We start from the raw sequence: 13,063 nt of genomic DNA, 5'->3' as shown, positions 1-13,063 counted from the left end.
GTTTAAAATACGTCCATCACGTCATCGTTTTTTGCCAGCCTCAGTATATGCAGGGGTATTTGCCGTATGCATTGTGCAACTGACTGGCTTTAAGGAGATTTATCAGGGGAATTTGGTTCGTTTATCCAAACACAAGTGAAGGGACTCACAAACTGCCGTTATCCTGTACGTTAACCAGGCAAAATCAGGGAGCAAAAAAGCGTTCCGTGAGCCACGCCGCAGCGTTATGTGCAGATGCCATAAAATCATTCTCTTTCACCCTTAATCCTCATGCGTTCTTCCAGTGTTTCGCCGCCAGGCTGTTCCTATACTGATTCTCGTTCTTCAACGTTAGGTTATTCGTCACGACGCATCATCGTATTGCCAAATATAAAAATCGCCGTGTTTAACCCGACTTCATTCTGATACCCAACGCGATGTGTATGCAGTCAGAGTGGATGTAGCGTTCGCTATATTTCAGGAGTGCATCATGAATAGTTTCAGCCAGACAGCGGAAGCAGTGCAAAAGCGCACTAATGCCCGTTACTGGATTGTGGTGATGTTATTTATCGTCACCTCGTTCAACTACGGTGACCGCGCAACCATTTCGATTGCCGGTTCGGCGATGTCCAAAGAGATCGGCCTTGATTCGGTCGGCCTTGGCTATATCTTCTCCGCCTTTTCCTGGGCGTACGTGATTGGGCAGATTCCGGGCGGCTGGCTGCTCGACCGCTTCGGCTCAAAACGCGTCTACTTCTGGAGCATCTTCCTCTGGTCGCTGTTTACCTTGCTGCAAGGCTTCGTCGATCTGTTCAGCGGTTTTGGCATTATCATTTCGCTGTTCCTGTTGCGCTTCCTGGTCGGCCTGGCTGAAGCGCCATCCTTCCCCGGCAACAGCCGCATTGTTGCGGCCTGGTTCCCGGCGCAGGAGCGCGGCACCGCCGTGGCAATCTTTAACTCGGCGCAATACTTCGCCACGGTAATCTTCGCGCCGATCATGGGTTGGCTGGTCTCCGAAGTGGGCTGGGCGCACGTGTTCTGGTTCATGGGCGGATTGGGCATCATCCTCAGCTTTATCTGGCTGAAAGTGATCCACGATCCCACCGATCATCCGGGCGTCAACAAAGCCGAGCTGGAGTACATGGAGCAGGGCGGCGCACTGATCAACATGGACGTCAAAAAGGATGACCGCAAAGTGAGCTGGAGCGAGAAGTGGTTCCAGATCAAACAGCTGCTGACCTCACGCATGATGCTGGGCATCTATCTCGGCCAATACTGCGTCAACGCCTTAACCTACTTCTTTATTACCTGGTTCCCGGTGTATCTGGTGCAGGCGCGCGGCATGTCGATTCTGAAGGCCGGCTTTATTGCTTCGATCCCTGCGGTGTGTGGCTTCCTCGGCGGCGTATTGGGCGGCGTGATTTCTGATTACCTGATGCGTAAAACCGGTTCGCTGAACATCGCACGTAAAACGCCCATTGTGCTCGGTATGCTGCTCTCCATTTCAATGGTGATGTGTAACTACACTGACACGGAATGGGTGGTGGTGTTCTTCATGGCGCTGGCGTTCTTCGGCAAAGGCATTGGTGCGCTGGGTTGGGCAGTGATGGCAGATACCGCCCCGAAAGAGATCAGCGGTTTGAGCGGCGGTCTGTTCAACATGTTCGGTAACTTCTCCGGCATCGTCACGCCAATTGCTATCGGTTACATCATCGCCACCAGCGGATCTTTCGAAGGTGCGCTGATTTATGTCGGTATCCATGCCTTTGTCGCCGCATTTAGTTTCCTGGTGATTGCCGGCGATATCAAACGCGTTGAACTGAAAACCAGGCCATAAGGACGGAATATGACTACGCAAAGCACGCCGGTCATCACCGAAATGCAGGTGATTCCGGTTGCCGGTTACGACAGCATGCTGCTCAACATCGGTGGCGCGCACAGCGCCTGCTTCACCCGCAATATCGTGGTGCTCACGGATAGCGCGGGACACACCGGCGTCGGTGAAGCGCCGGGCGGTGAAACCATCTACCAAACGCTGGTTGAGGCGATTCCGCAGGTAAAAGGTCAGCAGGTTGCCCGCATGAATCGTCTGGTGCAGCAGGTGCACAAAGGCAATCAGTCGGCGGATTTCGATACCTTCGGCAAAGGCGCGTGGACCTTCGAGCTACGCGTCAATGCGGTGGCCGCGCTGGAAGCGGCGCTACTGGATTTACTCGGCCAATGTCTCGGCGTGCCGGTGGCGGAACTGCTCGGTCCGGGCCAGCAGCGCGATGAGGTCACGGTGCTCGGCTATCTGTTCTATCTCGGCGATCGTCGCAAAACCGATTTGCCGTATCTGACCGGCGAAAATGCCAGCCACGACTGGTATCACTTGCGTCATCAGGAGGCGTTGACGCCGGAATCAGTGGTGCGTCTGGCGGAAGCGGCGCAGGACAAATATGGCTTCAAAGATTTCAAACTCAAAGGCGGCGTGCTGCCGGGCGAGCAGGAGATTGAGTCGGCGGTGGCGCTAAAAAAACGCTTCCCCGATGCGCGCATCACCGTCGATCCCAACGGTGCCTGGACGCTGGATGAAGCCATTCGCTTGTGTAAAGGCATGGGCGATGTGCTGACCTACGCCGAAGATCCGTGCGGTGCCGAGCAGGGCTATTCCGGCCGCGAAGTCATGGCCGAATTCCGCCGTGCGACGGGGTTGCCGGTCGCCACCAACATGATCGCCACCAACTGGCGCGAGATGAACCACGCGGTGATGCTCAATTCCGTCGACATCCCGCTGGCCGATCCGCACTTCTGGACGCTGAGCGGCGCGGTACGCGTGGCGCAGCTGTGTGATGACTGGGGGCTGACGTGGGGCTGTCACTCCAATAACCACTTCGATATTTCACTGGCGATGTTCACCCACGTTGGCGCTGCTGCGCCGGGTAAACCGACCGCGATTGATACGCACTGGATTTGGCAGGAGGGCGATCAGCGCCTGACCAAAGAGCCGCTGCAGATCCGCAACGGCAAAATCGCCGTGCCGGATAAGCCGGGCCTCGGCGTCGAGCTGGATTGGGATCGCCTGCATCAGGCCAACGCGTTGTACAAATCACTGCCGGCGGGCGCACGTAATGACGCCACCGCGATGCAGTATCTGGTTCCCAATTGGGCATTCGACCGCAAGCGTCCAGCCTTTGGTCGCGGCTAATTTTAAGGAGCAGGAAATGAGTCAGACACCGAAAATAACATCGCTGCAGGTCATTCCGGTGGCCGGTCACGACAGCATGTTGCTTAACCTGAGTGGCGCGCATTCGCCGTTCTTTACCCGCAACATTGTCATCATTAAAGACAATGCCGGACACACCGGCGTCGGTGAGATTCCGGGCGGCGAAAAGATTCGTCAGACGCTGGAGGATGCGGCGGCGCTGGTGGTGCAGAAAACCGTTGGCGAATACAAGAACATCCTCAACCTGGTGCGCAGCACCTTTGCCGACCGCGATTCCAGCGGACGCGGCAACCAAACCTTTGATTTGCGTACCACCATTCACGTGGTTACTGGCATCGAAGCGGCGCTGCTCGATCTGCTGGGACAGCATTTGGGCGTGAACGTCGCCTCGTTGCTTGGCGATGGTCAGCAGCGCGACCGGGTAGAAATGCTCGGCTATCTGTTCTACGTCGGCGACCGCAAGAAAACGTCGCTGCCGTATCAGAGCCAGGAAAATGACAAATGTGATTGGTATCGCCTGCGCCACGAAGAAGCGCTGACGCCGGATACGGTGGTGCGCCTGGCGGAAGCGGCCTATGAAAAATATGGCTTTAACGATTTCAAACTGAAAGGCGGCGTGCTGCGCGGTGGCGAAGAGGCCGAAGCGGTGACGGCGCTGGCGAAGCGTTTCCCGCAGGCGCGTGTGACGCTTGATCCTAACGGCGCCTGGTCGCTCAACGAGGCGATTCTGCTCGGTAAGCAGCTGAAAGGTGTGCTGGCCTATGCGGAAGATCCGTGCGGCGCTGAGCAGGGCTATTCCGGTCGCGAAGTGATGGCGGAATTCCGCCGCGCCACCGGCATGCCGACCGCCACCAACATGATCGCCACCGACTGGCGTCAAATGGGCCACACGCTGTCGCTGCAGTCGGTCGATATCCCGTTGGCCGATCCGCACTTCTGGACGATGCAGGGTTCGGTGCGCGTGGCGCAGATGTGTCACGACTTCGGCCTGACGTGGGGCTCGCACTCTAACAACCACTTCGACATCTCGCTGGCGATGTTTACCCACGTTGCCGCCGCCGCACCGGGTGCGATTACCGCCATCGATACGCATTGGATTTGGCAGGAAGGCAATCAGCGCCTGACTAAAGAGCCGCTACAGATTAAAGGCGGCATGGTGCAGGTGCCGCAAAAACCGGGTCTCGGCGTCGAGCTGGATATGGATCAGGTGATGCAAGCCAACGCGCTGTATCAGAAACACGGTTTAGGCGCGCGCGACGATGCGCAAGCCATGCAGTTCCTCGTACCGAACTGGACCTTTGATAACAAGCGTCCGTGCCTGGTGCGCTAACTTTTCCGGCTCCCCGCGCGGGAGCCTGCTGTAACCGACAGGAGTGAAGACAATGAGCAATGCCTGGCCGAACCCTTTTCGTCGCCGTTTGCTGGCAGGAGAAACCCTGATTGGCAGCTGGTGCGCGCTGGCTAATCCCCTTACCACTGAAGTGCTGGGCCTGGCGGGCTTTGACTGGCTGGTGCTGGATGGCGAACACGCGCCGAATGACATCACCACCTTTGTGCCGCAGCTAATGGCACTGAAGGGCAGCCACAGCGCGCCGGTGGTGCGTCCGCCGTGCAACGAACCGATCATCATCAAGCGCTTGCTGGATATCGGCTTCTACAACTTCCTGGTGCCATTTGTGGAAACCGAGGAAGAAGCGATTCGCGCGGTGGCATCTACTCGCTATCCACCGGCGGGCATTCGCGGTGTGTCGGTTTCACACCGCAGCAACATGTACGGCACGCTGCCGGATTACAACAGCACCATTAACGACAACATCACGGTGCTGGTGCAGATCGAAACGCAACAGGCGGTGGACAACATCGATGCTATCGCCGCGGTGGAGGGGGTCGATGGCATCTTCGTTGGGCCGGGAGATCTCTCGGCCGCGCTCGGCTATCTGGGCCAGCCTGCGCATCCCGAAGTATTGAAAGTGATTAAACACGTCTTCGAACGCGCCAAAGCGGCGGGGAAACCGAGCGGCATTCTGGCGCCGGTGGAAGCCGATGCGCGCCGCTATCTGGAGTGGGGCGCCAGCTTTGTGGCGGTAGGCAGCGATCTGGGTGTGTTCCGTAACGCCACGCAGGCGCTGTGTGACAAATTTAAAAAATAACTGACTGAGAGGAAAGGCAATGAAAATTGGATTTATCGGCCTCGGCATCATGGGCAAACCGATGAGTAAAAACCTGGTGAAAGCCGGTTATTCGCTGGTGGTGCGCGACCATAATGTTAGTAACGAAGCAGAGCTGGTGGAGCTGGGCGCCACCGTAGCCAAGACGCCAAAAGAGGTGGCTGAACAGGTGGATGTGTTGATCACCATGGTACCGAACTCGCCACAGGTTAAAGAGGTGTGCCTCGGTGCTAACGGCATCATCGAAGGCGCGAAGCCGGGCCTGATCGTTATCGACATGAGTTCCATTGCGCCGTTGGCCAGCCGCGAAGTGCATGATGCGCTGGCGGCGAAAGGCATCAAAATGCTCGATGCGCCAGTCAGCGGCGGCGAGCCGAAAGCGATTGAAGGCACGCTGTCGGTGATGGTGGGCGGCGATAAAGCGGTGTTTGATCAGTGCTACGACATCATGAAAGCGATGGCGGGTTCGGTGGTCCACACCGGTGACATTGGCGCGGGGAATGTGACTAAGCTGGCAAATCAGGTGATTGTGGCGCTTAACATCGCGGCGATGTCAGAAGCGCTGTCGCTGGCGACCAAAGCGGGCGTTAATCCTGAGCTGGTTTATCAGGCGATTCGTGGTGGTCTGGCAGGCAGCACCGTGCTGGATGCCAAAGCGCCGATGGTGCTGGATCGTAACTTCAAACCGGGCTTCCGCATCGATCTGCATATCAAAGATCTGGCCAATGCGCTGGATACCTCGCACGAGATCGGTGCGCATCTGCCGCTGACTGCCGCAGTGATGGAGATGATGCAGGCGCTGAAAGTGGATGGACAGGGCACTTCCGACCATAGCGCGCTAGCCTGCTATTATGAAAAATTAGCGAAAGTTGAGATCACCCGGTAGTGCAATCGTCCGGCGTCTACGGATGTCGGGCGGCTCGCTGCCTTCGCAGGACGGATGTCCGTCATCAACCGCGCTGGATTGCCTATGAAAATTGTCATCGCACCGGATTCATATAAAGAGAGTTTATCCGCCCTGGAAGTGGCTTCGGCGATTGAAGCGGGATTCCGCGAGATCTTTCCCGAAGCTGAGTACGTGAAAATACCGGTTGCCGACGGTGGTGAAGGCACGGTTGAAGCGATGGTGGCGGCAACGCAGGGAAACATTGTCCGGCTGACGGTTACTGGACCGCTCGGCAAGCCAGTGGAGGCGTTCTACGGTTTGTCAGGTGATGAGCGTACCGCATTTATCGAAATGGCGGCAGCCAGCGGGCTGGAGTTAGTGCCCGCGGCACAGCGCGATCCGCTGATTACCACCTCGTTCGGCACCGGCGAGCTGATCAAAGATGCGCTCGATCGCGGTGTCGATCACTTCATTATCGGCATTGGCGGCAGCGCCACCAATGATGGCGGTTCCGGCATGATGCAAGCGCTGGGCGCACAACTGCTGGATGAGCACGGCAAGCAAATCGCCTATGGCGGCGGCGCATTACCGCAGCTGGCGCGCATCGATATCGAACAGCTGGATGCGCGTATTAAGCAGTGTCGCTTTGAAGTCGCCTGCGATGTCAGCAATCCGCTCACCGGTGATAAGGGCGCTTCGGCGATCTTCGGTCCGCAGAAAGGTGCGACGCCGGAACTGGTGCAGCAGCTGGACAAAGCACTGGAACATTACGCCACCCTGATTCATCGCGATCTGGATATTGATGTTTTACACATTGATGGCGGCGGCGCGGCGGGCGGCATGGGCGCGGCGCTGCATGCGTTTTGTCAGGCCGAGTTACGCAGCGGCATTGAGATTGTCACTGAAGCCTTGGGCCTGGCCGAGCAGGTGAAAGATGCCGATCTGGTGATTACCGGCGAAGGGCGCATTGATAGTCAAAGCATTAACGGCAAGGTGCCGATTGGTGTGGCAAAGGTCGCGAAGCAGTTTGATAAACCGGTGATTGGCATTGCCGGAAGTTTAACCGCGGATGTCGGCGTGGTGCACCAACATGGGCTGGATGCGGTGTTCAGCGTGCTGTTTAGCATCTGCTCATTGGATGACGCGCTGGCCAACGCGGCGCAGAACGTGCGCCTGACGGCGCGCAATGTGGCGGCGGTGATAAAGCTGGGGAAAGGGAGATAGTTTTCCCTCACCCTAATCCTCTGTACAGTCCGGGGACATGGTAGACAGGTGTTCGGGGACATGGTGAACACTTTTTAACATCCTTTACCCATGGTGATCGACTTTTTCTTCAGGTCGATCACCCCCACTTTTGTGCTGTACCACCATACCTCGTAGCACCCGTCTTCCTGCATCTCCTTCAGGCCAACGTGCTCTCCCCTGAACGCCTTGCCTGCCTTCAGACTCAGGCCTTTTATAGTCAGCTTCCCACTGATATCTACCTTCCTGACCATCACGCCCTCGTCGTATTCCGCTGACGTTACGCTGGCGCTGTACTGCCGAGCCGATGGCTGATAGCGCGACGCCGGCACCGCCATATCCAGCGCCTCATGCGGGCGTTCAAGGTTATAAACCGTCCGCCAGTGATCGAAGGCGCGCTGCAGCTCACCGTCGTCCGCGAACCACTTCCCCTGCAGCACTTCAGCCTTCAGGCTGCGGTGAAAGCGCTCCAGCTTGCCCTGCGTCTGCGGATGATAAGGCCGGGAGTGCCCCACCCGGATACCCTGTCGCATAAGCCACAGCTCGACGGCCGTCCAGGTCCCGGTAGTGTCGCCCCACGGTGAACCGTTATCCATCGTCATCCGGTCCGGCAGGCCGTAACGTTCAAAGACTCTGACCAGCTGCTTCTGCACCGTCTCACGCCGCTCATCAGCGCAGTGTACGAGGCAAAGCGAGAAGCGGGAGTGATCGTCAAGGAGGGTAAGCGGGTGGCAGCGGCCGCCGCCAAAGGGAAAATGCCCCTTGAAATCCATCTGCCAGAGCTGGTTCGGGGCCGCATGTTCAAACCGGCCCGTGGCCGGGACACCCGGAGCTGAGCCCGGCAGCAGGTCGTGGCGGGCCATCAGGCTGTGGACGGTGCTGAAGGCGGGCATGCGGTGTCCGCGGTCTTCGAGCCAGCGCTTTATCTTGCGCGCGCCCCAGTGCTGATGAAGTTCATGCGCCATACGAAGCAGGTCAGTGATGTCGTCAGACGAGCGGTTGGGAGAGTGATGGGGTATGCAGGGGCGGTCCTCAAGACCGGATTCTCCCTCTTCAGCCCAGCGGCGAAGCCACTTGTAGGCAGTGGCGGAAGAAATGCCGTAGTGACGGCAGAGTGCGCGGATGTTCGCCCCGTCTTGCGAGGCGAACAGAACAAACTCTTTACGTAATGACATGGTATCTCTCGCATCCCAGGACATAAGCGACTCCATAAACGGGTTCTTATGCCTTAGTTGTAAGTGTCTACCATGTCCCCGAACAAGTGTTCACAATGTCCCCGGACTGTACATCCTCTCCCAGAGGGGGAGGGAACCGATCGGAGAGATGGAATAAGTTTGCACGTAACTTCAGCATGCTCAGGGCAACTCCCTCGCCCGCTTGCGGGAGAGGGCTGGGGTGAGGGGAAAACCGCACCGCACTAACCCAACGCCAATAACTTCCTCGCTTCACGCGCCACGTTCGCCATCTCATCGCTCAACTCCAGCAGCTCCGGCTCCAGCGCGTCGATATCGCTCTCCTGATGCAAACTCTTCTCCAGCTGCTGACACAGCTGCTTCAGGCGCGGCACGCCGCTGTAGCTGGCGCTGCCGTGCAGCTTGTGGATAATCTCGCGCAATCCCACCACATCATTACTCGCCATTGCACTCTCTACGCGCTCTTCCACTTCCGGCAGGAAATCGAGCAGCATTTGCAGCAAATCGCGGGCTAAATCGGGTTTATTGGCGGCCTGACGTAGCGCCAGCGTCCAGTCCAGCGACGGCGCCACGTGCGGCTGTTGCGGCAGTGGCATGACCCGGTTCGGCGCGTAACGCTGCAGCAGTTGGCTGAGTTTATCCTCATCAATCGGCTTCGCCAGATAGTCATTCATGCCAGCGTTGATGAGCTGCGCACGTTCGCCATCCAGCGCATGCGCAGTAACGGCGACAATCGGTGTGGTGGCGTGCAGCGGCAGGCTGCGGATGATTTCGCTAGCGCGGATGCCATCGATATCCGGCATCTGAATGTCCATTAGAATCACGTCCAGCTTGTGCAGGCGCGCCTGACGAATCGCCTGCTCGGCGTTATCACACAGAATGATGTGCTGCACCTGCTCCTCCAGCAGTGCGCCAATCAGTTTCAGGTTGGCGGGATTGTCATCCACCGCCATTACCGTCAGCGGCTGACGTGCGCCGCGCGGCAGCGCATCGCTTTGCCAGTCATGTAAGTCCAGCAGCATCGGCAGCAAGCGCGTCAACGAAACCGGTTTGGCGATACACCCGGCAATGCCGCGCGCCCGTAAGTCATCGGCAAACAGCATCATTTCACTCGGCAGCGCCAGCAGCACCGAGTCGGCACGCGCATGCAGACGTTTAATCAATGCATCCGGCAACGTCGCAGGATGCGGCTCGGTGACCGGCAAACCCATCAGCAGCAGCGGGAAGTGCGTCTCGGGCATCTCTTCCAGGCTGGAGAAGTGCTGCACCTGCAGCGGCGTGATGCTTAGCATCTCCTGCACCGCTTTCGCCACCGCTGGATGTGGCTCGATATACGCCAGCGGTGTGGCGCGCAAATCGTCCAACATGCGCGGAATGGCTGGCGCATTGGGATTGAGATCGAGATGAATATGCACCCAGAAGGTTGAACCCTGATTCGGACGGCTGTGGAAGGCAATTTCGCCGCCCATTTCGCTCACCAGTTTCTGCGTAATCACCAACCCTAAACCGGTGCCGCCATGACGGCGCGTAATGCTGGCATCGGCCTGACGAAACGCCTGGAATAGCTGCGACTGCTGCTGTTCAGAGATACCGATGCCGGTGTCATGCACCTGAATCTCCAGCTCGACGCGCGTAGTGTTGATGCTGCGCAGCTCAACGCGCAAATCGATATGACCGTGCTCGGTGAACTTGATCGCGTTACCAATCAGGTTAATCATGATCTGCTGCAGGCGCAGCGGATCGCCAATCACATTATCCGGCACCTGTTTTTCCAGGCACACGGTAATTTCCAGCCCTTTGTCATGGGCGGACGGCGCCAGCAGCACCAGGGTTTCATCCAGCGTGGCGCGCAGCGGGAACGGGATCGACTCCAGCACCAGCTTGCCGGCTTCCAGTTTCGAGAAATCGAGCACGTCATTAATGATGCTCAGCAGGTTATTCGCCGAACGCTCGATGGTGCTCATGTAGTCGCGCTGGTTGGTGCTCAGCCCGGTTTTTAGCATCTGACGGGTAAAGCCAATTACGCCGTTCAGCGGCGTACGCAGCTCATGCGACATGTTGGCGAGGAATTCCGATTTGATGCGCGCCGCTTCCTGCGCGCGCTTCTTCGCCAGATCCAGCTCCACGTTCTGAATCTCCAGTTGCTCCAGCGTTTCACGCAGATCGTAAGTCGCCTGATCGATGTTTTGCTGCATCTCTTCGTGATAGGCGGTGAGCGACATCGCCATGGCGTTGATGCCGTTTTTCAGAATGCTCAGCTCGCCCAGCATGTAGCCATCGACGCGGCTGTCCAGCTGGCCACGACGAATGCGGTCCACGGTGGTAACCATATTGCGAATGGGACCGGTGACGTCGCGCATCAGGCGATAGGCAAACAGCATGGCGATGCACAGGCAGAACAGCAGCAGCAGCGTGGCGACAAATACTTCTTTGTACTGCTCCAGCCGCACTGATTGCAGATCCAGTTCGATCGCCACATAACCCAGCGGATTCCCGGCTGGTTTGGCATCTTCGCCCGGCAGCTCATCCACCGAATAGCGTTCAGAGATAATCGGCGTGCGCAGAATCATAATTGTGCCTTGCCGCTCCACCGAGACGCCATCTTCCAGCGTGGAGATGTCCTCTTTTTGCAGCAGCGCCAGATTCTGATTGTTATTCGAGGTGACGTAGACGTGATTGTTGTTGTCGAAAATGGTGATGGCACGGACAATATCGGAGTGGCGGCGATGCAGCAGACTGACTAACTCGCGAATCGCATCGCGGTTGTGCCACGTCATGCCGTATTCACTGGAGACCGCCAGCGGTTCGATGATGTTCGCTCCCGCGTCGTGCACCTGATGCTGTAATTCGTTGTAGCGGTGCACCACAAAGAAGGTACTGAGCAGCAGACCAATCATCAGCGTTGGCGCCAGTATCAAAATCATCATTCGCGCCCGCAGGCTGTATTTGGTCATAATTGTGGCCTGGCGACTCCTGGCATTTTTTCCCTGTGCGAGCACGGTTGGTGGCTGCACACCCAATTAACGTAGAGATTTCACAATACTATGGCGCAATTTTACTCCGCAAAACAGCGTGTGACGACGAAGGCTCGCATATCCGTCACCATTGAAGACCTCGATCCTTTCGGACAAGGTGTTGCGCGCCATAAAGGCAAGGCGATGTTTGTTAGCGGCGCGCTGCCCGGTGAACAGGCGGAAGTGACGGTGTTCGAGGATAAAAGCAAATACGCACGCGCCAAAGCCAACAAGATCATTAATCCCAGTCCACAGCGGGAAACACCGCGCTGCGTCCATTTTGGCGTGTGCGGCGGCTGCCAGCAGCAACATGCCTCGGTGGCTTTGCAGCAGGAGAGTAAAGCGCGCGCCTTGAGCCGCATGTTAAGCCGCGAAGCGCCGCTGCCGGTGAAGGTCGATGAGATCATCAGCGGCAGCGCGTGGGGCTACCGTCGCCGGGCGCGTTTAGGATTGCAGTGGCAGCCAAAACAGCAGCGTTTGCAAATGGGGTTCCGTCAGGCCGCCAGCAACGATCTGGTTGAACTGAAGCAATGCCCGGTTTTGGTGCCCGAACTTGAAGCGTTGCTGCAGCCGCTGCACCAGTGCCTCAGCGATTTACAGGCAGTTAAACGGTTAGGCCACGTAGAATTGGTGCTGGCGGATAATGGCCCGCTGATGGTACTGCGTCATCTTGATGCATTATCTGCAGGCGATCGCGCAAAACTGGAACGCTTTTCGCATGAGCAGCAACTGTCGCTCTATCTGGCTGATGGCAGTGAAAGTTTGCTGGCGCTGAATGCGCGCGAACCTTTTTATCACTCGTTGAATTTGCCACTATCCTTTAGCCCGCAGAATTTTATTCAGGTCAACGATGGTGTGAATCAGCAGATGGTCGCCAAAGCCATTCAATGGCTGGATTTGCAGCCAGAGGATCGTGTGTTGGATTTGTTCTGCGGCATGGGAAACTTTACCTTGCCATTAGGAAAGTTCGTACAAAATGTTGTAGGTGTGGAGGGCGTTGCAGCATTAGTGCAGCAGGCAGCGTATAATGCTGAGCAGACTAATCTCAAGAATGTTCGCTTTTTCCAGCATAACCTGGAGGAAGATGTATCGCGTCAGCCGTGGGCGACGCAGGGATTTAACAAGGTGTTACTGGATCCAGCGCGTGCTGGGGCCGCGGGCGTAATGGCGCATGTGGTTAAACTTGCGCCGCAACGTGTGGTCTATGTTTCCTGTAACCCTACAACGCTGGCGCGTGACAGTCAGACATTGCTGTCAGCGGGCTACCATTTGGAAAGGGTCGCGATGCTGGATATGTTTCCCCATACCAGTCATCTCGAATCCATGGTGCTGTTTAGCAAAGCATAAGCGATGTCCACATCGCTGTGGCAGGAGAG

At 57.3% G+C, this 13,063-nt stretch carries 9 protein-coding genes; 7 read left to right on the top strand and 2 right to left on the bottom strand.

Annotated elements, in window-relative coordinates; genetic code table 11:
* The first annotated feature begins 469 nt into the window (after positions 1–469).
* The 6 genes from PO881_RS15115 (at position 470) to PO881_RS15090 (ending at position 7,462) form a co-directional block, all read left to right on the top strand.
* Positions 470–1,816, top strand: a complete 1,347-nt coding sequence (locus PO881_RS15115) for an MFS transporter (RefSeq protein ID WP_101762584.1) — start codon at positions 470–472, stop codon at positions 1,814–1,816.
* 9 nt (positions 1,817–1,825) lie between these two features.
* Positions 1,826–3,166: an enolase C-terminal domain-like protein gene (locus tag PO881_RS15110; protein WP_280172013.1), complete on the top strand. Its 1,341-nt coding sequence runs from the start codon at positions 1,826–1,828 to the stop codon at positions 3,164–3,166.
* 16 nt (positions 3,167–3,182) lie between these two features.
* Entirely contained in the window at positions 3,183–4,514 is a 1,332-nt protein-coding gene (gene gudD, locus PO881_RS15105) for a glucarate dehydratase (RefSeq protein ID WP_192412005.1), read from the top strand.
* A gap of 52 nt (positions 4,515–4,566) precedes the next feature.
* Positions 4,567–5,334: a 2-dehydro-3-deoxyglucarate aldolase gene (gene garL, locus PO881_RS15100; protein ID WP_101762587.1), complete on the top strand. Its 768-nt coding sequence runs from the start codon at positions 4,567–4,569 to the stop codon at positions 5,332–5,334.
* Between the two features lie 19 nt (positions 5,335–5,353).
* A complete protein-coding gene (gene garR / locus PO881_RS15095) occupies positions 5,354–6,238 on the top strand; it encodes a 2-hydroxy-3-oxopropionate reductase (RefSeq protein WP_064738030.1) in 885 nt (294 codons plus the stop codon).
* An 84-nt stretch (positions 6,239–6,322) separates the two neighbouring features.
* A complete protein-coding gene (locus tag PO881_RS15090; RefSeq protein ID WP_192412003.1) occupies positions 6,323–7,462 on the top strand; it encodes a glycerate kinase in 1,140 nt (379 codons plus the stop codon).
* Positions 7,463–7,536: 74 nt separating this feature from the next.
* On the opposite strand, the gene PO881_RS15085 is transcribed toward PO881_RS15090, so the two are convergent.
* Together PO881_RS15085 and barA are read right to left on the bottom strand one after the other, a co-directional pair.
* Complete coding sequence (locus tag PO881_RS15085; RefSeq protein ID WP_222233525.1) at positions 7,537–8,691, bottom strand: IS481 family transposase; 1,155 nt, start codon at positions 8,689–8,691, stop codon at positions 7,537–7,539.
* Positions 8,692–8,897: 206 nt separating this feature from the next.
* Positions 8,898–11,627 (bottom strand): two-component sensor histidine kinase BarA, encoded by a 2,730-nt coding sequence (gene barA, locus PO881_RS15080; RefSeq protein WP_192412002.1) that lies wholly within the window; start codon positions 11,625–11,627, stop codon positions 8,898–8,900.
* A gap of 90 nt (positions 11,628–11,717) precedes the next feature.
* Between barA and rlmD the strand changes: the two genes are divergently transcribed.
* Positions 11,718–13,034, top strand: coding sequence for a 23S rRNA (uracil(1939)-C(5))-methyltransferase RlmD (rlmD, locus tag PO881_RS15075; protein WP_277974012.1), 1,317 nt, complete (start codon positions 11,718–11,720; stop codon positions 13,032–13,034).
* The last annotated feature ends 29 nt before the right edge of the window (positions 13,035–13,063 follow it).

This window comes from Pantoea sp. SS70, from assembly GCF_029866845.1.
Taxonomy (GTDB): domain Bacteria; phylum Pseudomonadota; class Gammaproteobacteria; order Enterobacterales; family Enterobacteriaceae; genus Pantoea; species Pantoea leporis.
Note: the sequence above shows the minus strand (reverse complement) of the source record. Positions and strands in the feature narration are given on the sequence as shown.

Bases quoted from the DNA above. Each gene is read 5' to 3' on its own strand.
- barA (WP_192412002.1), bottom strand. From the start codon at position 11,627: ATGACCAAATACAGCCTGCGGGCGCGAATGATGATTTTGATACTGGCG.
- PO881_RS15115 (WP_101762584.1), top strand. From the start codon at position 470: ATGAATAGTTTCAGCCAGACAGCGGAAGCAGTGCAAAAGCGCACTAAT.
- PO881_RS15090 (WP_192412003.1), top strand. From the start codon at position 6,323: ATGAAAATTGTCATCGCACCGGATTCATATAAAGAGAGTTTATCCGCC.
- PO881_RS15085 (WP_222233525.1), bottom strand. From the start codon at position 8,691: ATGGAGTCGCTTATGTCCTGGGATGCGAGAGATACCATGTCATTACGT.
- PO881_RS15110 (WP_280172013.1), top strand. From the start codon at position 1,826: ATGACTACGCAAAGCACGCCGGTCATCACCGAAATGCAGGTGATTCCG.
- gudD (WP_192412005.1), top strand. From the start codon at position 3,183: ATGAGTCAGACACCGAAAATAACATCGCTGCAGGTCATTCCGGTGGCC.
- garR (WP_064738030.1), top strand. From the start codon at position 5,354: ATGAAAATTGGATTTATCGGCCTCGGCATCATGGGCAAACCGATGAGT.
- rlmD (WP_277974012.1), top strand. From the start codon at position 11,718: ATGGCGCAATTTTACTCCGCAAAACAGCGTGTGACGACGAAGGCTCGC.
- garL (WP_101762587.1), top strand. From the start codon at position 4,567: ATGAGCAATGCCTGGCCGAACCCTTTTCGTCGCCGTTTGCTGGCAGGA.